Origin of the sequence: Anaeromyxobacter sp. SG17 (assembly GCF_022690695.1) — a bacterium.
Lineage (GTDB): Bacteria > Myxococcota > Myxococcia > Myxococcales > Anaeromyxobacteraceae > Anaeromyxobacter > Anaeromyxobacter soli.
This window is the reverse complement of record NZ_JALCYX010000003.1, coordinates 17,933-36,828: the sequence shown is the minus strand read 5'-3', so window position 1 is coordinate 36,828 and position 18,896 is coordinate 17,933. Positions and strand designations below refer to the sequence as shown.

13 protein-coding genes are annotated in these 18,896 nt (G+C 72.8%); 9 read left to right on the top strand and 4 right to left on the bottom strand.

What is annotated here, in order from left to right; translation table 11 throughout:
- The first annotated feature begins 69 nt into the window (after positions 1-69).
- From MNY60_RS02095 to MNY60_RS02075, 5 genes are all read left to right on the top strand, one after another.
- The gene (locus tag MNY60_RS02095; protein ID WP_242359943.1) at positions 70-1,401 is read left to right on the top strand and encodes a hypothetical protein; all 1,332 of its coding nucleotides are present in this window, start codon (positions 70-72) and stop codon (positions 1,399-1,401) included.
- 149 nt (positions 1,402-1,550) lie between these two features.
- On the top strand, positions 1,551-1,886 hold the full coding sequence (locus MNY60_RS02090; protein ID WP_242359942.1) for a hypothetical protein: 336 nt from the start codon (positions 1,551-1,553) through the stop codon (positions 1,884-1,886).
- A 244-nt stretch (positions 1,887-2,130) separates the two neighbouring features.
- Entirely contained in the window at positions 2,131-3,834 is a 1,704-nt protein-coding gene (locus MNY60_RS02085) for an AMP-binding protein (protein WP_242359941.1), read from the top strand.
- Between the two features lie 2 nt (positions 3,835-3,836).
- Positions 3,837-7,124, top strand: coding sequence for a fused isobutyryl-CoA mutase/GTPase IcmF (icmF, locus tag MNY60_RS02080; RefSeq protein ID WP_242360005.1), 3,288 nt, complete (start codon positions 3,837-3,839; stop codon positions 7,122-7,124).
- Between the two features lie 13 nt (positions 7,125-7,137).
- Entirely contained in the window at positions 7,138-8,937 is a 1,800-nt protein-coding gene (locus tag MNY60_RS02075; protein ID WP_242359940.1) for an acyl-CoA dehydrogenase, read from the top strand.
- A gap of 120 nt (positions 8,938-9,057) precedes the next feature.
- Here the strand turns inward: MNY60_RS02075 and MNY60_RS02070 are convergent, their stop codons facing one another.
- Entirely contained in the window at positions 9,058-10,113 is a 1,056-nt protein-coding gene (locus MNY60_RS02070; protein WP_242359939.1) for an AraC family transcriptional regulator, read from the bottom strand.
- Between the two features lie 147 nt (positions 10,114-10,260).
- Here MNY60_RS02070 and MNY60_RS02065 point away from each other — a divergent pair, with 147 nt between their 5' ends.
- Positions 10,261-11,058 (top strand): electron transfer flavoprotein subunit beta/FixA family protein, encoded by a 798-nt coding sequence (locus tag MNY60_RS02065; protein ID WP_242333166.1) that lies wholly within the window; start codon positions 10,261-10,263, stop codon positions 11,056-11,058.
- A gap of 11 nt (positions 11,059-11,069) precedes the next feature.
- A complete protein-coding gene (locus tag MNY60_RS02060; RefSeq protein ID WP_242359938.1) occupies positions 11,070-12,023 on the top strand; it encodes an electron transfer flavoprotein subunit alpha/FixB family protein in 954 nt (317 codons plus the stop codon).
- A gap of 3 nt (positions 12,024-12,026) precedes the next feature.
- Here MNY60_RS02060 and MNY60_RS02055 read toward each other — a convergent pair whose 3' ends face one another.
- A complete protein-coding gene (locus MNY60_RS02055; protein WP_242359937.1) occupies positions 12,027-14,462 on the bottom strand; it encodes a GNAT family N-acetyltransferase in 2,436 nt (811 codons plus the stop codon).
- A gap of 326 nt (positions 14,463-14,788) precedes the next feature.
- Here MNY60_RS02055 and MNY60_RS02050 point away from each other — a divergent pair, with 326 nt between their 5' ends.
- Positions 14,789-17,194, top strand: coding sequence for a catalase (locus MNY60_RS02050; RefSeq protein WP_242332919.1), 2,406 nt, complete (start codon positions 14,789-14,791; stop codon positions 17,192-17,194).
- Positions 17,195-17,288: 94 nt separating this feature from the next.
- On the opposite strand, the gene MNY60_RS02045 is transcribed toward MNY60_RS02050, so the two are convergent.
- A complete protein-coding gene (locus MNY60_RS02045; RefSeq protein ID WP_242332918.1) occupies positions 17,289-17,639 on the bottom strand; it encodes a DsrE/DsrF/TusD sulfur relay family protein in 351 nt (116 codons plus the stop codon).
- 32 nt (positions 17,640-17,671) lie between these two features.
- Positions 17,672-18,196 (bottom strand): OsmC family protein, encoded by a 525-nt coding sequence (locus MNY60_RS02040; protein ID WP_242332916.1) that lies wholly within the window; start codon positions 18,194-18,196, stop codon positions 17,672-17,674.
- Positions 18,197-18,608: 412 nt separating this feature from the next.
- Between MNY60_RS02040 and MNY60_RS23570 the strand changes: the two genes are divergently transcribed.
- On the top strand, positions 18,609-18,743 hold the full coding sequence (locus MNY60_RS23570; protein WP_255821288.1) for a hypothetical protein: 135 nt from the start codon (positions 18,609-18,611) through the stop codon (positions 18,741-18,743).
- Positions 18,744-18,896 lie beyond the last annotated feature (153 nt).

The window sequence follows — 18,896 nt, the reverse complement described above, 5'->3', positions numbered from 1 at the left end:
GTCCTCCTCGAGGGACGTCTCCCCGGCGAGCGCCGGTGCTATGGTCCGCCGCTCACGAGGAGACCGCTCATGCCGGACGAGGCCAAGCTGGCGAGGACCGTCGCCACCGCCATCCTGGGGATCGACACGCTGTGGGGAGGCGACGTGATGAGCCCCTCCGGCACTGGCCGCTACATCGCGGACTCCTGGTTCTCCGACGAGCCGCTCCCGCAGGCGTACACGCACGCGGCCGCGGCGCGGCTGCGGGAGACGGGCGGCGTCGCCGCGCCGGCGCCGGACGCGGCCGCCCTCGACGCCTACCTCGCGGCGGTGGACGTGCCGGGCGCGATCGACGCGCTGGCCGCCGACGCCCGCGCCCTGGGCGGCCTGCGCGGCGCCTTCCTCGCGGGGCAGGCCGAGTCGCTCCGCGTGATGTGGGAGCTCGTGGAGGAGCTGCGCGGGCGCGGGCCGAAGGTGCCCTACGAGCGGTGCGTGGTCGCCTCCACCGGGAAGCCTCCCGAGCCGTCGCGGCCGGAGACGAAGCGGCAGCTCCTCGCGGAGCTGCTCGGCGTGGCCGCCCGGCCGGAGCCGCTCCTCGCGGCCGTCGACTCCTGGCGTGCCGAGCGGCTCGTCCCCCGCAAGGCAATCAAGCTCCTCGCCGACGGCTTCATCGCAGAGCTCGAGGAGGGCACCCGCCGGCACGTGGTGCCGTACCTCCCGCCCTCGCTCCACGCCGTGCCGCGCGCGAACATCGAGTTCCTGCCCATCGAGAACGCCTGGTTCTCGGGCTCGATGAACTACGTCGGAAGGGCGCGCGACGCGCGAGGCGCGCCGCTCTACGAGGCGACCTACGAGATCAACGCCGCGCTCGAGATCTCGGTCCCGGAGTTCCTGGACCTCGTCTCGCACGAGGTGGTCCCCGGCCACGTGACGAACTTCGCGCTCGCCCAGGCCCTCTACGTCCAGGGGAAGCTCGGCTTCGAGGGCACCGTGCTGACGATGAACACGCGGGGCGCCGCGCTGTCCGAGGGGCTCGCCAACAACGCCGTCCTGATGGCGTTCGGCGTCAAGGAGGTCGCGGAGCTGCCCGACCGCGATCTGCGGATCGGCACGCTCCTCGCGCTCCTCCAGGACGACGCCAAGAACCAGTCGTCCTGGCTCACCTGGGAGGAGAACCGTCCGCAGGACGAGGTCGCCCGGGTGCTCCGGGGCGAGTACCTGTGCTCCGAGGAGCGCGCCGGAAAGCTCTCCGGCGCCTGGGGTCGCCACCCGCTCAACGGGCGCATGTACCTGCCGGCGTACCGGGCCGGCACGGAGAAGGTGGCCGAGCTCCGGCGCCGCCACCCTCCGGAGCGGATCATCCCCGCGCTCTACCAGGTGCTCGGCCTCGTGGACGTCGTCACGATCGATCGCGTGCTGTGAGGCCGTCGCCGGCGGGGTGAGCTCGGGCAAAGGGCGCCCCGCGCCGGCGAGGCGCCCTGTCCTCCAGGCCGCGCGGCCCGGCACGCGCAAGCGAGGCGCCGACCGGTCCCTTTCGGGGCCCGAAGGGTCCTGGGGTATCCTCGCGCCGAATGAGCTCGAGCTTGTCGCCCGTGTGGCGGGACTACCGGGCGCGCCGCCGGGTGCTCGCCGCCGCGATCGTGGGTTTCGCGCCGGTGCTGGGATGGGCGACGAGGCTGTTGCCGGAGCTCACCGGCAGCGCCACGCCGGGGCACGTCCTCCTCGCCGCCTGGATCACGGCCTCCGCCGGCGCGGCGATAAGGTTCGCCTCGTTCCGCTGCCCTTTCTGCGGATGCCACTTCCACTGGACGATCTGGGTGGCGAACCCGTTCTCGGACGCGTGCCTCCATTGCGGGTTTCGCAAGTGGCGCGACCCGCACGCCGCGCGCGCGTTCGCGCGACGCTGAACCCCGGACCTTCCGGGCCCGAGCCGCCTGAGCGCTCGGGCGGACGGGGCCGTCCACCTGACGCGCTCGCTCGCTCTCGGTCGGGCCTGGGGGGGGCGGCGGCTCCGCCCCGCGATGGACCGGCGCCGCAGGCGGGGTGTGGCAAAAACTGCCAGGTGACACGGCCGGCTCGGGCATCGTCGCCCGGCGTCGCCCGCGCGTACAGTCACGGGCGCGTCCACACCCGATCTACCGAGGTGCGTCCATGATGAGCCCGTCACGGCCCTTCCTCGAAGCGCGAGACTTCCTCCTCGCCCACCGGACCGACTACGAGCAGGCCTACCGGGACTTCCGGTGGCCGAAGCTCGTTCAGTTCAACTGGGCGCTCGACTATTTCGACGAGCTGGCGAAGGGGAACGACCGCCCGGCGCTGTGGATCGTCGACGAGGGCGGCAAGGAGGTGAAGCTCTCCTTCGCCGAGCTCTCCCGGCGCTCGGGTCAGGTCGCGAACTTCCTCCGCGCGATGGGCGTCCGCCGGGGCGACGCGGTCCTCATGATGCTCGGGAACGTCGTGCCGCTCTGGGAGGTCATGCTCGCCTGCATGAAGCTCGGCGCGGTGATCATCCCCGCCACGACGCTCCTCACCACCGACGACCTGAAGGACCGCTTCGAGCGCGGCAAGGTGCGCCACGTGATCGTCGGCGAGGCGGACACGTCGAAGTTCGACGCGCTGCCCGGCGACTACTCGCGCATCGTCGTGGGGCGCGAGCGCTCCGGCTGGACGAGCTACGAGAGGGCCGGCGGCGCCCTGGCGGAGTTCACGCCGGACGGCCCCACGGCGGCGGACGAGCCGCTGCTCCTCTACTTCACCTCCGGCACGACCGCGAAGCCGAAGCTCGTGCTCCACACGCACACGAGCTATCCGGTCGGTCACCTCTCGACCATGTACTGGATCGGCCTGATGCCGGGCGACGTGCACTACAACGTCAGCTCGCCGGGCTGGGCGAAGCACGCCTGGAGCAACCTCTTCGCGCCGTGGAACGCGGGCGCCACGGTGTTCATCTACAACTACGCGCGGTTCAACGCGAAGGCGATGCTCGACGTCGTCACGCGCTGCGGGGTCACCTCCCTGTGCGCCCCGCCGACCGTGTGGCGGATGCTGATCCAGGAGGACCTCGCGAGCCACCCGGTGAAGCTCCGCGAGCTCGTCGGCGCGGGCGAGCCGCTCAACCCCGAGGTGATCGAGCAGGTCAAGAAGGCCTGGGGGATCGTCATCCGCGACGGCTACGGCCAGACCGAGACCACCTGCCAGATCGGCAACTCACCCGGACAGAAGGTGAAGCCCGGGTCGATGGGCCGGCCGCTGCCGGGCTACCGGGTCGCGCTGCTCGGCGACGGGGAGCAGCCCGCGCGCGAGGGCGAGATCTGCCTCTCGCTGGAGGAGCGCCCGGTCGGGCTCATGACGGGCTACAAGGACGACCCCGCGAAGACGGCGCACCTGCTGCGCAACGGCCACTACCACTGCGGCGACGTCGCCTCGGTGGACGACGAGGGCTACTACACCTACGTCGGCCGGATGGACGACGTGTTCAAGTCGTCCGACTACCGCATCAGCCCCTTCGAGCTCGAGAGCGCGCTCATCGAGCACGAGGCCGTGGCCGAGGCGGCGGTCGTGCCGAGCCCCGACCCGCGCCGCCTCTCCGTCCCGAAGGCGTTCGTCGTGCTGCGGGACGGCTACGAGCCGAGCCGGGAGCTGGCGCTCTCGATCTTCCAGCACATCCGCAAGGTGCTCGCCCCCTACAAGCGCGTCCGCCGGCTCGAGATCGCGGACCTCCCGAAGACCATCTCCGGCAAGATCCGCCGCACCGAGCTCTCCCGCCTCGAGAAGCAGCGGCACGAGTCGCCCGACGCTCGCGGCGAGCGCGAGTTCTTCGAGGAAGACTTCCCCGAGCTGAAGGCGAACCCGTGACCATCGCGACCGGCGAGCTCACGCCCGTCACCGAGGATCGGCCGAAGCACAAGGTCCGCATCGTCACCGCCGCGGCGCTGTTCGACGGCCACGACGCCGCCATCAACATCGTGCGGCGGATCCTCATGGACCGGGGGGCCGAGGTCATCCACCTCGGCCACAACCGCTCGGTCGACGAGATCGTCACGGCGGCGCTGCAGGAGGACGCCCAGGGGATCGCCATCAGCTCGTACCAGGGCGGCCACCTCGAGTTCTTCAAGTACGTGGTGGACTCGCTGCGGCAGCGCGGCGGCGAGGACATCCAGGTGTTCGGCGGCGGCGGCGGCGTCATCGTGCCCGCCGAGATCCGGGAGCTGCACGCGTACGGCGTCGGGCGCATCTACAGCCCCGAGGACGGCCAGCGCATGGGGCTGCCCGGGATGATCGGCGAGATCGTGAAGCGCTGCGACACGGGCCCGTCGCCGCTCGCCCCGAGGACGCTCGACGCCGTCACCGGCCACTCCGACGCCGCCTGGCGGGCCCTCGCGCGGCTCGTCACCGCCCTCGAGAACGGCGACGCGGACCCGAAGCTCGTCATGGCGCTCCACGCCCAGTCGCGCACCCGGCGCGTGCCGGTGGTCGGCGTCACCGGGACGGGCGGCGCGGGGAAGTCGAGCCTCACGGACGAGCTCATCCGGCGGCTGCGCCTCGACCAGGACGACGCGCTGCGCATCGCCGTCGTCAGCATCGACCCGTCGCGGCGGAAGAGCGGCGGCGCGCTGCTCGGCGACCGCATCCGCATGAACGCCATCGGCCCGTGGACGCACGGCCCGCGCGTCTACTTCCGGAGCCTCGCCACCCGGGACACGGGCAGCGAGGTGAGCCGGGGGCTGCCGGACGTGGTCGCCGCCGCGAAGGTCGCCGGGTTCGACCTCGTGATCGTCGAGACCCCCGGCATCGGCCAGGGCGACGCCGCGATCGCGCCGCTCGTCGACGTGCCGCTCTACGTCATGACCCCGGAGTTCGGCGCGGCGAGCCAGCTCGAGAAGATCGACATGCTCGACTTCGCCGAGCTCGTCGCCATCAACAAGTTCGACCGCCGGGGCGCGGCGGACGCCCTGCGCGACGTCTCGAAGCAGGTGCAGCGGAACCGCGGCGCGTTCGACCGCCCGCTCGACGAGATGCCGGTCTTCGGCACCATCGCGAGCCGCTTCAACGACGACGGCGTCACGGCGCTGTACCAGGCGCTCCGCCCGCGCCTGCGCGAGCTGGGCCTTCCGCTCCGCGAGGGCCGGCTGCCCGAGGTCCAGACGCGCCACAGCACGCACCAGATCCCGCTCGTGCCCAGCGGGCGGGTGCGCTACCTCGCCGAGATCGCGGACGGCGTTCGCGGCTACAAGCGCCGCGCGCGCGAGCAGGCGGCGCTCGCGCGGGAGGCGCAGCAGCTCCGCGCGGCGCAGCGCATGGTGCGCGCGGCCGATCCGGACCACCCGGCGCCCGCCGAGGCGCTCGAGCCGCTCGCGCAGGCGCGCGAGGCCCGCCTCGATCCCGGGGCGAAGAAGCTGCTCGCGTGCTGGCCCGAGCTCGTGAAGGCGTACGCGGGCGACGAGTACGTCGTGAAGGTCCGCGACCGCGAGGTGCGGACCCGGATCGTCCACACCTCCCTGTCCGGGACGAAGATCCGCAAGGTCGTCCTGCCCCGGTTCGAGGACGACGGCGACCGGCTCGCCTGGCTGATGCTGGAGAACGTGCCGGGCGCCTTCCCCTACACGGCGGGCACGTTCCCGTTCAAGCGCGAGAACGAGGATCCGACCCGCATGTTCGCGGGGGAGGGGGACGCGTTCCGGACCAACCGGCGCTTCAAGCTCGTCTCCCAGGACATGCCCGCGAAGCGGCTGTCCACCGCCTTCGACTCGGTGACGCTGTACGGCTGCGACCCGGACCCGCGCCCCGACATCTACGGGAAGATCGGGAACTCCGGCGTCTCGATCGCGACGCTCGACGACCTGAAGGTGCTGTACTCCGGGTTCGACCTCTGCGACCCCGCGACGTCCGTCAGCATGACGATCAACGGCCCGGCGCCGGCGATCCTGGCGATGTTCATGAACGCCGCCATCGACCAGCAGGTCGAGCGGTTCGCCGCCGAGCACGGGCGGGAGCCGACGGTGGCCGAGGCGGCGGCGCTCCGCGCCCGCGCGCTCTCGAGCGTGCGCGGCACGGTCCAGGCCGACATCCTCAAGGAGGATCAAGGCCAGAACACCTGCATCTTCTCCACCGAGTTCAGCCTGAAGGTGATGGGCGACATCGCCGAGTACTTCGTGCGCCACCAGGTGCGCAACTTCTACTCGGTGAGCATCAGCGGCTACCACATCGCGGAGGCGGGGGCGAACCCGATAAGCCAGCTCGCGTTCACGCTCGCGAACGGCTTCACGTTCGTCGAGGCCTACCTCGCGCGCGGCATGCACATCGACGAGTTCGCGCCGAACCTGAGCTTCTTCTTCAGCAACGGCATGGACCCGGAGTACACGGTGCTCGGCCGCGTGGCGCGCCGCATCTGGGCGGTGGCGATGCGCGACCGGTACGGCGCGAACGAGCGCAGCCAGAAGCTGAAGTACCACATCCAGACCTCGGGCCGGTCGTTGCACGCGCAGGAGATCGCCTTCAACGACATCCGCACGACGCTCCAGGCGCTCGTGGCGATCTACGACAACTGCAACTCGCTCCACACGAACGCCTACGACGAGGCGATCACCACGCCGACGGAGGAGAGCGTCCGCCGGGCGATGGCGATCCAGCTCATCATCAACCGGGAGTGGGGGCTCGCGAAGAACGAGAACCCGAACCAGGGTGCGTTCGTGATCGACGAGCTGACGGAGCTCGTGGAGGAGGCCGTGCTCGCCGAGTTCGAGCGCCTCGCGGACCGCGGGGGCGTGCTCGGCGCGATGGAGACCGGCTACCAGCGCAGCCGGATCCAGGAGGAGAGCATGCACTACGAGATGCTCAAGCACACCGGCGAGTACCCCATCGTCGGCGTGAACACCTTCCGCAACCCGCACGGCGACCCGGTCTCCGACCACATCGAGCTGGCGCGCTCGACGGAGGAGGAGAAGCGCTCCCAGCTCGACCGGCTCCGGGACTTCCACGCGCGCCACGCGGACGAGGCGCCGCTCGCGCTGCGCCGCCTCAGGCAGGCGGTCCTCGAGGGCCGCAACGTCTTCGAGGTCCTGATGGACGCGGTCCGCGTGTGCTCGCTCGGTCAGATCACGGCCGCGCTCTTCGAGGTCGGCGGGCAGTACCGGCGCAACATGTGATTGGAGGTCAGCCATGAAGGAATACACCGCACCCCTCCGCGACATGCAGTTCGTCCTGCGTGAGCTCGCCCCGATCGACGAGGTCGCCCGCCTGCCGGGCTGCGGCGAGGTGAACCTCGAGCTCGCGGAGGCGATCCTCGCCGAGGCCGGGAAGTTCGCCGCCGGGGTCCTCTCGCCCCTCAACGTCGTGGGCGACCGCGAGGGGGCGCGGGTCGTCGGCGAAGGCGAGGTCGTCACGGCCACCGGCTGGCGAGGCGCGTACCGCAGCTTCGTGGAGGGGGGCTGGAACGCCCTCTCCTGCAGCCCCGAGTACGGAGGCCAGGGGGTCCCGCGCCTCGTCTCCGCGCTCGTCGAGGAGATGTGGAACGCGGCGAACCTCTCGTTCGCGCTCTGCCCGATGCTCACGCGCGGCGCGATCGAGGCGCTCGAGCTGAAGGGCTCCGAGGAGCTGAAGGGCCGGTACCTGCCGAAGCTCACCTCGGGCGAGTGGGCCGGCACGATGGTGCTCACCGAGCCGCAGGCGGGCTCCGATCTCTCGGCGGTGCGCACCCGCGCCGTGCGGCAGCCGGACGGCAGCTACCGCCTCGAGGGGCAGAAGATCTTCATCACCTACGGCGAGCACGATCTCGCCGAGAACATCGTCCACCTGGTCCTCGCCCGGACGCCCGACGCCCCCGAGGGCGTCAAGGGCATCTCGCTGTTCGTGGTGCCGAAGTTCCTCGTGAACGCCGACGGCAGCCTCGGCGCGAGGAACGACGTCCGCTGCGTGTCGCTCGAGCACAAGCTCGGCATCCACGCGAGCCCCACCGCCGTCCTCGCCTTCGGCGACAAGGACGGCGCGGTCGGGTGGCTCGTCGGCGAGGAGAACCGCGGCCTCGAGTACATGTTCATCACCATGAACGCGGCCCGGTTCTCGGTGGGCCTGGAGGGCGTCGGCATCGCGGAGCGCGCCTACCAGCTCGCGCTCGCCTGCGCGCGGGAGCGCCTCCAGGGGACGGAGCTCGGCACGCGGAGCAAGGAGAAGGTGGCGATCCTCCGCCACCCGGACGTCCGCCGGATGCTCCTGCTCATGAAGTCGAGGACCGAGGCCATGCGCGCCGTCGCGTGCGTCACGGCGGCGGCGATGGACACGGCGCGCTGCCACCCCGAGGCGGAGCAGCGCGCGCGCAGCCAGGCGTTCGTCGAGCTCATGATCCCGATCGTGAAGGCCTGGAGCACCGACAACGCGATCGACATCGCGTCGCTCGGGATCCAGGTCCACGGCGGCATGGGCTTCATCGAGGAGACCGGGGCGGCGCAGCTCTTCCGCGACTCCCGGATCACCTCGATCTACGAGGGCACGAACGGCATCCAGGCCATCGACCTCGTCGGCCGGAAGGTCGCGCGCGACGGCGGCGAGACGATCCGGCTGGTGATGGCCGAGATGCGCGAGGTCGTGACGCGGCTCGAGCAGGAGAAGAGCGAGACGCTCTCCGCGATCGCGGCGCGGCTGCGCGACGGCGTCACCGCCCTGGAGCAGGCGGTGCAGTTCGTGGTCGCCACGTTCGGACCCGACGTGCGCCGCGCCGCCGCCGGCGCCGTGCCGTTCCTCGAGCTCTTCGGCACCGTCGCGGGCGGCTGGCAGATGGCCCGCGCCGCGCTCGCCGCGCACCGGCACCTCGAGGCGGGCACCGGCGAGGCCGGCTTCCTCCGTGCCAAGATCTCGACGGCCCGCTTCTACGCCGACCACGTGCTCGTGCGCGCCGGTGGGCTCGCGCGGACCGTCGTCGCCGACGCCGACGCGGTGCTCGCCCTCCCGGACGACCAGTTCTGACGGCCGTCGCTCGCTCGGGCCGAGCCCGCCGCAGGCAGCGTGCGCCGCGGCAGGGCTCGGCCCGAGCGGATGTTGCACCGGGGGGGGCGGCGGCGCGCGTGAGCGCGGGCGGGCCCGGACTCAGCCGCGGGCAGAGGCGGGCGCGGACGGCGCGTCGTCGGAGCGCGGCGCGAGCTCGGCCTGGCGCCGGCGGTACTCGCCCGGCTGCACCCCGCTCCAGCGCTTGAACGCGCGGTGGAACGCGCTCGTCTCCTGGAAGCCGAGCGTGGCGGCGATCTCGGCGACGCTCAGGCGGGTGCCGCACAGGTGATGGACGGCCGCGTCCCGCCGCAGCTCGTCCTTGATGCCCTGGTAGCTCGTCCCCTCCGCGTCGAGCCGGCGGCGGAGGGTCGTCGGCGCGACGTGGAACTCGCGCGCGACGTCCTCGAGCCGGGGCCACTCCAGCTGGCCGATGCTCCGGCGGAGCCGGCGGCGCAGGCGCGCCGTCCAGCTCTCCTCGTTCGTGTACTTGAGGAACACCGACTGCGGCGCCGTGCGCAGGAAGGTCTTCAGGCTGCTCGCGGTCTGACGGATCGGCAGCGCGAGGAGCTGCGCATCGAACCGGATGGCCGTGCGCTCCGCGTCGAACCGCAGCCGCTGCGAGTACATGACCGTGTACTCCTGGGCGTAGGGGGGACGCGGGTGCGCGAACTCCGCCGTCGTGAGCGGGATGCGCCGTCCCGCGAGCCAGCACATCAGCCCGTGGACCATGATGAGGAACGTCTCGTCCGCGAAGCGGCGGGCGGAGGCGTCCGCGATGCCGTTCGTCACGACGACGACCGCGTCCCGCCCCTCGACGCGCAGCTCGGCGCGGACGTCGTCCAGGAACACCGCGAACCCTCTCAGCATCCGCCGCAGCGCCCGCTCGAGCGTCCCGGCGTGCAGGACCGCGTGGCACAGCAGGGCGAAGCTGCCGCACTTCATCCGCCGGCGATCGAGGCCGAAGAACTCGTCGTCGAGCTCGCGGTTCACGGCGAGCCAGAGGGCGGAGAAGGACTCGGCCGGCACCCGCGCATGGGGCGTCGCGAGGAGGTCGGCGGGGATGCCGGCGGACGCGAGGACCCGCGCGCGCGCCTCGCCGGAGAGCCCGGCGACGGCGGCGCCGACGAAGTGCATCGAGACGGTGTGCTTTTGCATCGCTCTCGGGCCGGTTCGGGGGCCCTGATGGTACAGCGCCCCTGCGCCGACTGGCAAAAACCGCCAGCCGGCGCGGCGCGCCGGGCATCGCGCCCGCCGTCCGCGGCTGCGTAGAGTCGAAAGGAGCGAGGGAGGGACGGCATGCCGCTGAAGCTGCTGGTCACCGCGAAGCGCGTCGAGGATCCGGAGTCGCGGATCCAGGTCAAGCCGGACGGCACGGGGATCGTGACCGAGGGCGTGAACTACAAGCTGAACCCCTTCGACGAGATCGCCGTCGAGGAGGCGCTGCGGCTCGAGGAGCAGCACGGGGGCGAGGTCGTCGTCGTCTCCATCGGCGGGGCGCGGGCGGTGACCGAGCTCCGCGCCGCGCTCGCGATGGGGGCGGACCGCGGGATCCACGTCCGGCACGACGGCCCCCTCGACCCGGTCGTCGTGTCCGCCCTCCTCGCGAAGGTGTTCGAGCAGGAGAAGCCCGACCTCGCCATCCTGGGGAAGCAGTCCATCGACGACGACCAGAACCAGGCCGGCCAGTACCTCGCGGAGCGGCTCGGGCTGGGGCAGGCGACCTTCGCCTCCAAGCACGACAGCCTGGAGAGCGAGGCGGAGCAGAAGCGGCTGCCCGGCCTCGCCGTGTCCGCCGACGGGACGCGCGTGACCGTCGTGCGCGAGGTCGACGGGGGCGTCGAGACGCTGGAGGTCCGGCTCCCGGCGGTCGTCACGACGGACCTCAGGCTCAACAAGCCGCGGTTCGCGTCGCTCCCGGGGATCATGAAGGCGAAGAAGAAGGAGATCCGCGAGATCCCGGCCGCCTCGCTCGGCGTGGACCTCACGCCGAAGGTGGCCGTGAGGAAGCTCGCGGCGCCGCCCGCCCGCAAGGGCGGCGTGAAGGTCGCGGACGTGGACGAGCTCGTCCGGAAGCTCCGCGACGAGGCCAAGGCGGTCTAGGGGGGACTCACATGACGAACGTGCTCATCGTGGCGGAGCAGCACGCGGGACACCTCCGGAAGGCGTCCCTCCACGCGCTCTCGGCCGGGCGCGAGCTGGCGAGGCGGACCGGGGGCAGGCTCGCCGCCGCGCTCCTCGGGAGCGGCATCGACGCGGCCGCGGCGGAGCTCGCCGCGCACGGCGTCGAGGTGCACGTCGCGGACGCGGCCGTGCTCGAGCACCCCCTCGCGGAGGCGTGGGCGCCGGTCGTGGCCGACCTCGCGCGGGCGACCGGGTCGACCCTCGTCGGCGCCGCCGCCACCGCCGTCGCGAAGGACGTGCTGCCGCGCGTCGCGGCGAGGCTCGAGGCCGGCATGGCGACGGAGGTCGTCGGGTTCGGCGGAGAGGGGAGCGACCTCACGTTCCGACGGCCGATGTGGGCGGGGAACGTGCTCGCCGAGGTGGAGATCACGACGCCCGTGAAGGTGTTCACGGTGCGCCCCACGGAGTTCGCGGCGGCGCCGAGGGAAGGGCAGGGCGAGCTCCGGCGGGCGCCGGTCGCGGTCGACGCCGCGAGCCTCCGGACCCGGCACCTCGGCTTCGTGGAGGTGAAGAGCGCGCGGCCCGAGCTGACGGAGGCGCGCACGATCGTCGCGGGCGGCCGCGGCACGAAGGGCGACTTCAGGCCGGTCGAGGCGCTCGCGGACGCGCTCGGCGCCGCGGTCGGCGCGACCCGCGCCGCGGTCGACGCCGGGTGGGTGCCCAACGACTGGCAGGTCGGGCAGACCGGGAAGGTGGTCGCGCCGGAGCTCTACGTGGCGGCCGGCATCTCCGGCGCGATCCAGCACCTCGCGGGCATGAAGGGGTCGAGGGTGATCGTGGCGGTGAACAAGGACCCCGACGCGCCCATCTTCCAGATCGCGGACTACGGCCTCGTCGCCGACCTCTTCCCCGCGCTGCCGGAGCTGCAGGCGAAGCTGAGGTGATCGCTACGCGCCCGTCAGGCTCATCTCGATGAGGCAGAGGTCGGGGCTCTCGGGGTCCCGGCGGATCGAGAACCCCACCCGCGCCATCAGCTCGAGCGCGGTGGTGTTCTCGTGCAGCACCTCGCCCTCGAGGCGGAGGATCCCCCGCGCGCGCGCCGCCGCGATGAGCATCCGGAGCAGCCGCGCGCCGATCCCCTTCCCCTGCCACGCGTCGGCGACCACGATCGCGACGTGGGCGGTCTCGGGGTCCGCCTTGATGAAGCGCGCCACCGCGATCTGCGTCTCCTTCCCCTCGCGCTCGACCAGGGCGACGAGCGCGAGCTCGCGGTCGTAGTCGATCTGCGTGAACCGGATGAGCATCTCCCGGGTGAGCTCCTTCAGCGCGATCATGAAGCGGAAGTGGCGCGCGTTGTCGGAGAGGTTGCGCACGAAGCTCGCCTCCATCTCCGCGTCCTCCGGCCGGATGGGCCGCACCGAGACCGTGACGCCTCCGGGGAGCTGCCAGCGCGCGCCGACGTCCGTCGGGTACGGGTGGATCGCCATGTGCCCGTACCGCCCCGCCTCCGGGAGGGCGGGCGCGATGGAGGTCCGCGCGCCGGACGCGTAGACGTCGTCGTCCGCCACGACGAGGGGCGAGATCTCGAGCTCACGCAGCTCGGGCAGCTCGCTCACGATCGCGGACACCGCCCAGAGCGTGCGCTCGAACGCGGCGACCTCCCGCGCGGTCATCCCGCCCGCGGCGGTGAACACGGAGGCGATGCGGCTCGTCCGCACGAGGGTCTGGATGATGGCCGTGTCGAGGGGCGGGAGCGCGACGACCGCCTCGCCGGCGAGCCCGGAGGGTCCCCCCCGGCCGAAGCGGATCACCGGCCCGAAGACCGCGTCGCGGGCGACGCCGACGTACAGCTCGGTCCCGCTCACCCGCTGCCCGGCGGAGTCGCGATCGCGGATGCCGATGGCCGCGAGGAGCCGGCGCAGCTCCGCGCCGGTGAGCCGGTCGCGCCCGCGCGCGAGCGCCGCCTGCACGATCTCCCGGGCGCGGTCGAGGTGCGGGATCGCGTCGGGGGCGAGCGGGCCGGGCACCTGCCGGAGCAGGCGCTGGTTGCGCGCGTGGCTCGCGAGGAGCGCGAACCCGTCCACCGCCGCCTCCGGCGAGGAGAAGTCCGGGACGCCCGCCTCGAGGAAGCGCGCGTGGGCGCTCCGCACGAGCTCCTCGCCCATCCAGCAGGCCACGATCGGCTTCGAGCGGCCCTGGCTCGCCGCGACGACCGCGTCGGCCGCGCCCGCCGGCTGCGCGCGCGCGAGCGGGGCGAGCATGGCGAGCACCGCGTCGACGTCGGGATCGGCGAGGCAGCGCTCCACCGCGATCCGGTAGCGCGCGGGATCGGCGTCGTCGAGGAGGTCGAGCGGGTTCGAGCGGGAGCACGCCGCCGGCAGGAGCGCGTCGAGCTCCCGCCAGGTCGCGTCGGCGAGCGGCGGGACGACCACGCCGAGCTCGGCGGCGCGATCGGCGGCGAGCAGGCCGGGCCCGCGGGCGTTCGTGACGACGGCGAGCCGGTTGCCGCTCACGGGGCGCGGGGTCCCGAGGAGCCGCGCCGCGGCGAACATCTGGTCCATCGAGCCGACCCGCACGGCGCCGGCGCGCGCGAGCGCGGCGTCGAAGGCGTCGTCCGACGACGCGCCGCCCGCCCCCGCGCCGTGGCGACCCGCCTTCACCACCACGACGGGCTTGAGGCGCGCCGCGAGGCGCAGGCCGCTCAGGAATGCGCGCGCGGAGCGGATCGTCTCGAGGTAGAGGAGGACGCTCTTCGTGGCGCGGTCGAGCGCGAGGTACTCGAGCACCTCGCCGAAGTCGACGTCGAGCGCGTCCCCGAGCGACACCACCGCCGAGAACCCGACCCGGTGCGCCGCCGCCCAGTCGAGCGCGGTGGCGCAGATCGCGCCGGACTGCGAGACGAGCCCGATGGACCCGGGAGACGCGCCCCCGTTCGTGAGGGTCGCGTTGAGCCGCGCGGCCGGCCGGATGAGGCCGACGCTGTTCGGCCCGAGGAGCCGCAGACCGCCTCGCGCGGCCTCCGCGAGGAGCGCGCGGACCGCGCCCGCGTCGAGCGCCGCGCGGCCGGTCGCGCCCGACGCCGGGGGAGCGATCACGGCCCCGCCGACGCGGCGCGCCGCGCACGCGCGCACCACCTCGGGAAGCGATGCGGCGGGCGAGGCCACGATGGCGAGGTCGATCTCGCCCTCCACCTCGGCGAGCGAGGCGCAGCGCCGCACGCCGGCCGGGCACTCCGCCGGCTCGCCGATGACGTGGACCGGCCCCGCGAACCCGCCCGCGACCACGTTCCGGAGGATGCGATGGCCGGCCGACTCCTGGCCGTCGGCCCCGAACACCGCGATGGCGCGGGGAGCGAAGACACGTTCGAACGGGTGGGGGCGCACGCTCCCGCGATGCTACCTCCGACGGCGCCGCCGCGGCGGGCCAGATCTCGGGGGCGTGGCCAACACCCCTTCGAAGGCGGGCTCGCGCCCTCGACGCAGCCTGTCTCCCCGAGGTGCAAAGCGAAGCTGCGCTCCGTGCCTCGCCGGGCGAGGTGGCGGCGGGGGCCGCTCCGCGGCACACCGCCGCGGCGACTGCGCGCCCGTGGTGGCGTCGGCGCTACCGCCGCGGGGGTGGCGGACCGAAGTTGAGGACACCGCACGCGCAGTCGCCGCCCCGGCCCCGGGCGCCAGCTGCCGAGCGGGACCCGCACCCGGGAGTACCGCGCATGGCCGCCAAGCCGAGGAAGCCGTCCCCGCCGCCGAAGAAGTCCACCGCCAAGGCGTCCGCCCGCTCCACGGTGAGCGGGTCACGGCGAGGAACCTCCGCTGCCAGAGCGGACGACGCGCTCGCCGCGAAGCTGGCCGCGACCGACGCGCTCGCCGCCGCCATGCCGTTCAACGCCAACAAGAAGGCCGAGCACGGCGCCCTCGCGCGCAATCCGCCGGAGGGCGCGCACGTGCCGCCGGGGGACGTGGCCGCGACCGGCAGCACGCTCAGCGAGGCGGTCTCGTCCGCCAAGGTGGGGCGGGGCAAGCCGCAGGAGAGACTCGGCGTCAATCCAGGCAACCTGCCGCTCGACCGCGTCCGGGTGGACTCCACCGACCGGGGACTCACCACCAACCAGGGCGTTCCGATCGCCGACGACCAGAGCTCGCTCAAGGCGGGGCTGCGCGGCCCCACGCTCATGGAGGACTTCATCCTCCGCGAGAAGATCACGCACTTCGACCACGAGCGGATCCCCGAGCGCATCGTGCACGCGCGAGGCTCGGCCGCGCACGGGTTCTTCGAGTGCACCGAGGCCCTCACCGAGGTCACCCGGGCGTCGTTCCTGGCGGAGGAGGGCAAGCGCACCCCGGTCTTCGTGCGCTTCTCGACGGTCGCGGGGGAGCGCGGCTCGGCGGACCTCGCCCGCGACGTGCGCGGGTTCGCCGTGAAGTTCTACACGGACGAGGGGAACTTCGATCTGGTCGGCAACAACATGCCGGTGTTCTTCATCCAGGACGCGATCAAGTTCCCGGACTTCGTCCACGCGGTGAAGCCCGAGCCTCACCACGGCATGCCGCAGGCGGCGAGCGCGCACGACACGTTCTGGGACTTCGTGTCGCTCATGCCCGAGTCGACGCACATGCTCCTCTGGGTCATGAGCGACCGCGCGCTGCCGCGGAGCTACTCCATGATGCAGGGCTTCGGCGTGCACACGTTCCGGTTCGTCAACGCCGCGGGCGAGTCACGGTTCGTGAAGTTCCACTGGAGCCCGGTGCGCGGGACCCACTCCCTCGACTGGGACGAGTGCGTGAAGATCAACGGGGCCGATCCCGACTACCACCGCCGGGACCTGTGGGAGTCCATCGAGGCGGGGCAGTTCCCCGAGTGGCAGCTGGGCGTCCAGCTCTTCACGGAGGAGGAGGCCGCCCGGTTCTCGTTCGACGTCCTCGACCCGACCAAGATCGTCCCGGAGGAGCTCGTGCCCGTGCGCCCGGTGGGGCGGCTCGTGCTGAACCGGAACCCGGACAACTTCTTCGCCGAGACGGAGCAGGTCGCCTTCTGCGCGGCGCACGTCGTGCCCGGGATCGACTTCTCGAACGATCCCCTCCTCGCCGGCCGCATCCACTCGTACGTCGACACGCAGATCTCGCGCCTGGGCGGGCCGAACTTCCACGAGATCCCCATCAACGCCCCGGTGGCGCAGGTGCACAACGGTCAGCGCGATGGGATGCACCGGCAGGCGATCCACCGGGGGCGCGTGGCGTACGAGCCCAACTCGCTCGCCGGCGGCTGCCCGTTCCAGGTCGGCGCCGCGGCGGGCTTCACCTCGTTCCCCGATCCGACCCCGGAGGACAAGGTGCGCGGCAAGCCCGAGAAGTTCGCCGACCACTACACGCAGGCCACGCTGTTCTGGGAGAGCCAGTCCGAGATGGAGCAGGCGCACATCGTGCGGGCCTTCCGGTTCGAGCTCACGAAGGTGCAGACGCCGGCGGTGCGGGAGCGCGTGGTCGCGCAGCTCGCGAACGTGAGCGACGCGCTCGCCCGGGCGGTGGCGGACGGCCTCGGGATCGAGGTGCCGGACCCGCTGCCGCCGTCGGGGAGGGCCGCCAAGCCCGAGGTGACGAGGTCGCCGGCGCTCTCCCTCCTCGCGCGCCCCGGCCGTGGCGACGTCGCAGGCCGGAAGGTCGCCATCCTGGTCGCGCCCGGGGTAGACGGCGAGGGCGCGCTCTCCGTGCACCGCGCGCTCACGCGGGCGGGCGCGGTGCCGCGGGTGGTGGCGGCCCGGCTCGGGCCGGTGGAGAGCGCCACGGGCGACGCGCTCGATCCCGACGCGACGCTCGAGACCATGCCCTCCTGCCTGTTCGACGCGGTGGTGGTGCCGGACGGCGAGGCCTCCGCGGCCGCGCTGGCGGCGCTGGGGCAGGCGGTCGAGTTCGTGAAGGATCAGTACCGCCACTGCAAGACCCTCCTCGTGCTCGGCGCCGGTCAGAAGCTCCTCGAGAAGGCGGGCCTGCCGCTCGACGCGGGCGATCCGGCGCTGATCGTCGTGCCGGCCGGCAAGGTCGAGGCGGGGACGAAGGCCTTCCTGCAGGCGGTCGCGAGGCACCGCAACTGGGATCGTGCCCAGGACCCGCCTCCCGTGTAGCCGCGCTCGAGCGCCCGGGTGAGCGGCGAGCGGCCCCGCGAGGCGGGGGCCGCTCCGCAAGGTCGCGGTGGCGTGGCGCGACGGCGCGGGACGCTCAGAACACGAGGACCTTGCCCGCCGCCACGGTGAGCTGGGTCAGCTCGTCGAGGGAGCTGCGCTTCGCCCCCTCGACCACCTCGGGCTCCTTCAAGCCGCGGGCGTCCATGCAGCTCCCGCACAGCAGCACGCGTCCGCGCCGCAGCACCGGCTTCAGCATCCGCTCCAGGTTGTAGTAGCCGTTCGGCGTCGTCTGCCCGGCCTTGGCGCAGGCGACCGCGTCGCCCATGAGGAAGACGTCCACCTCGACGTCTTCATGCTTCGTCAGGAGGTTTCCGGCGAGCCGCAAGCCGTTGTAGCTGCGCTCGGTGCCGTAGGGCGGGTCGTTCAGGATGATCAGGAATCTCATGGCTCTTCGATCCGGGAGGGTGGAGGCGACGGTCACGCGCGCTCGACGCGGGTCTCCAGCGGGACCGCGTGCGCGACGGTGAAGGCGAACGGGCAGCCCTCACGCGCGGCCTGCGCCCAGCGGGCGAGCCGCGCGTCGTCGACGTCGGCGGCCACCGAGACGCGCACGGACACGCGCTCGACCAGCGGAGCCTCGCCGAGGCCCAGGACCCGGGACGTGTCCACGGCGTTCTCCGCGACCGTCTTGACGTCCCGGAGCTCCACGCCCTCCAGGGAGGCGATCATCACGAGCGTGGCCGTGTAGCAGGCGGCGAGCCCGAAGAGCATGTACTGCAGGGGATCCGGGGCGAGGCCGGCGCCGCCGAACGGTACCGCCATGTCCGCCTGGAGGAACGAGGCGCGATCACCGTGCGCGACGGTCGCGGAGAACTGGGGGGAGCCGTCGCGGGAGCTCCACGTCCCCTCGACCCGCTTCGTCAGCTTCGCCGCGCCCCGATCGACCTTCGCGCGCTCCGCGAGCGCGCCCACGGCGGCGAGGTTCACGTTGTTCCGCTTCATGCATTCTCCTCGATGACGCCGCGCCGCAGGGAGGGCGCGGTGCGACGCTTCCGGGCGTCTATTCAAGAACTAACTTGAATAATGAAGCAAACCCGCTCTCCGCTGTCAACGGGCGCCTCCGCGATCGCCGGCGACCCGGGCTCGCCCGAGGCGGGGGCTGCGCGCCCGAACGGCCATGGGGACCCCCGCGGCGAGCCGATCACGCTCCTCGACGCGCCGGGGATGCGCGCTCGCATGCAGCCGCCGAGCCGTCCGTCGAGCGTTCGCTCCCCGAAATGCGGTGCGGCGCGATGCCTCCTCGCAGTTCGGGCCGGCGCAGCGCCATCGTCTCCACATGGTGGCGCGAACGAAAGCTGGTCTCTCGGCGCATCTGCAGTTTCGCCGCGCGACGCTCGCCGGCGCGGCCGAATGGATGTTCGCCGCCCTGCTGGTCCACGTGGACGGTTGCCCGCTCTGCAAGTGCCAGACGTGCAACGACGCGACCCACGAGTCGGTGAGGGCGGTCCGCGAGGCGCTGCGGCGGGACCGACTCGAGCAAGAGGGGTGAGCGGCGACCGCCGTTCGCGTCCGCTCGGGAGCTCGACCCGGTCTTCCGTCGTCACGGAAGGGACCGCCGAGGTCGCTCCTTCGCGCGGCCGCCCCGTCGGTGACAGAATGCGCCCCCGATCCGGCTGAAAACCTCGCCGGATCGGTCCTGCCA

Excerpts from the sequence above, each read along its gene's own strand:
- MNY60_RS02040 (WP_242332916.1), bottom strand. The coding sequence starts at position 18,196 with ATGAAGCGGAACAACGTGAACCTCGCCGCCGTGGGCGCGCTCGCGGAG.
- MNY60_RS02070 (WP_242359939.1), bottom strand. The coding sequence starts at position 10,113 with ATGCAAAAGCACACCGTCTCGATGCACTTCGTCGGCGCCGCCGTCGCC.
- MNY60_RS02045 (WP_242332918.1), bottom strand. The coding sequence starts at position 17,639 with ATGAGATTCCTGATCATCCTGAACGACCCGCCCTACGGCACCGAGCGC.
- MNY60_RS02085 (WP_242359941.1), top strand. The coding sequence starts at position 2,131 with ATGATGAGCCCGTCACGGCCCTTCCTCGAAGCGCGAGACTTCCTCCTC.
- MNY60_RS02060 (WP_242359938.1), top strand. The coding sequence starts at position 11,070 with ATGACGAACGTGCTCATCGTGGCGGAGCAGCACGCGGGACACCTCCGG.
- MNY60_RS02050 (WP_242332919.1), top strand. The coding sequence starts at position 14,789 with ATGGCCGCCAAGCCGAGGAAGCCGTCCCCGCCGCCGAAGAAGTCCACC.
- MNY60_RS02075 (WP_242359940.1), top strand. The coding sequence starts at position 7,138 with ATGAAGGAATACACCGCACCCCTCCGCGACATGCAGTTCGTCCTGCGT.
- MNY60_RS23570 (WP_255821288.1), top strand. The coding sequence starts at position 18,609 with ATGTTCGCCGCCCTGCTGGTCCACGTGGACGGTTGCCCGCTCTGCAAG.
- MNY60_RS02090 (WP_242359942.1), top strand. The coding sequence starts at position 1,551 with ATGAGCTCGAGCTTGTCGCCCGTGTGGCGGGACTACCGGGCGCGCCGC.
- MNY60_RS02095 (WP_242359943.1), top strand. The coding sequence starts at position 70 with ATGCCGGACGAGGCCAAGCTGGCGAGGACCGTCGCCACCGCCATCCTG.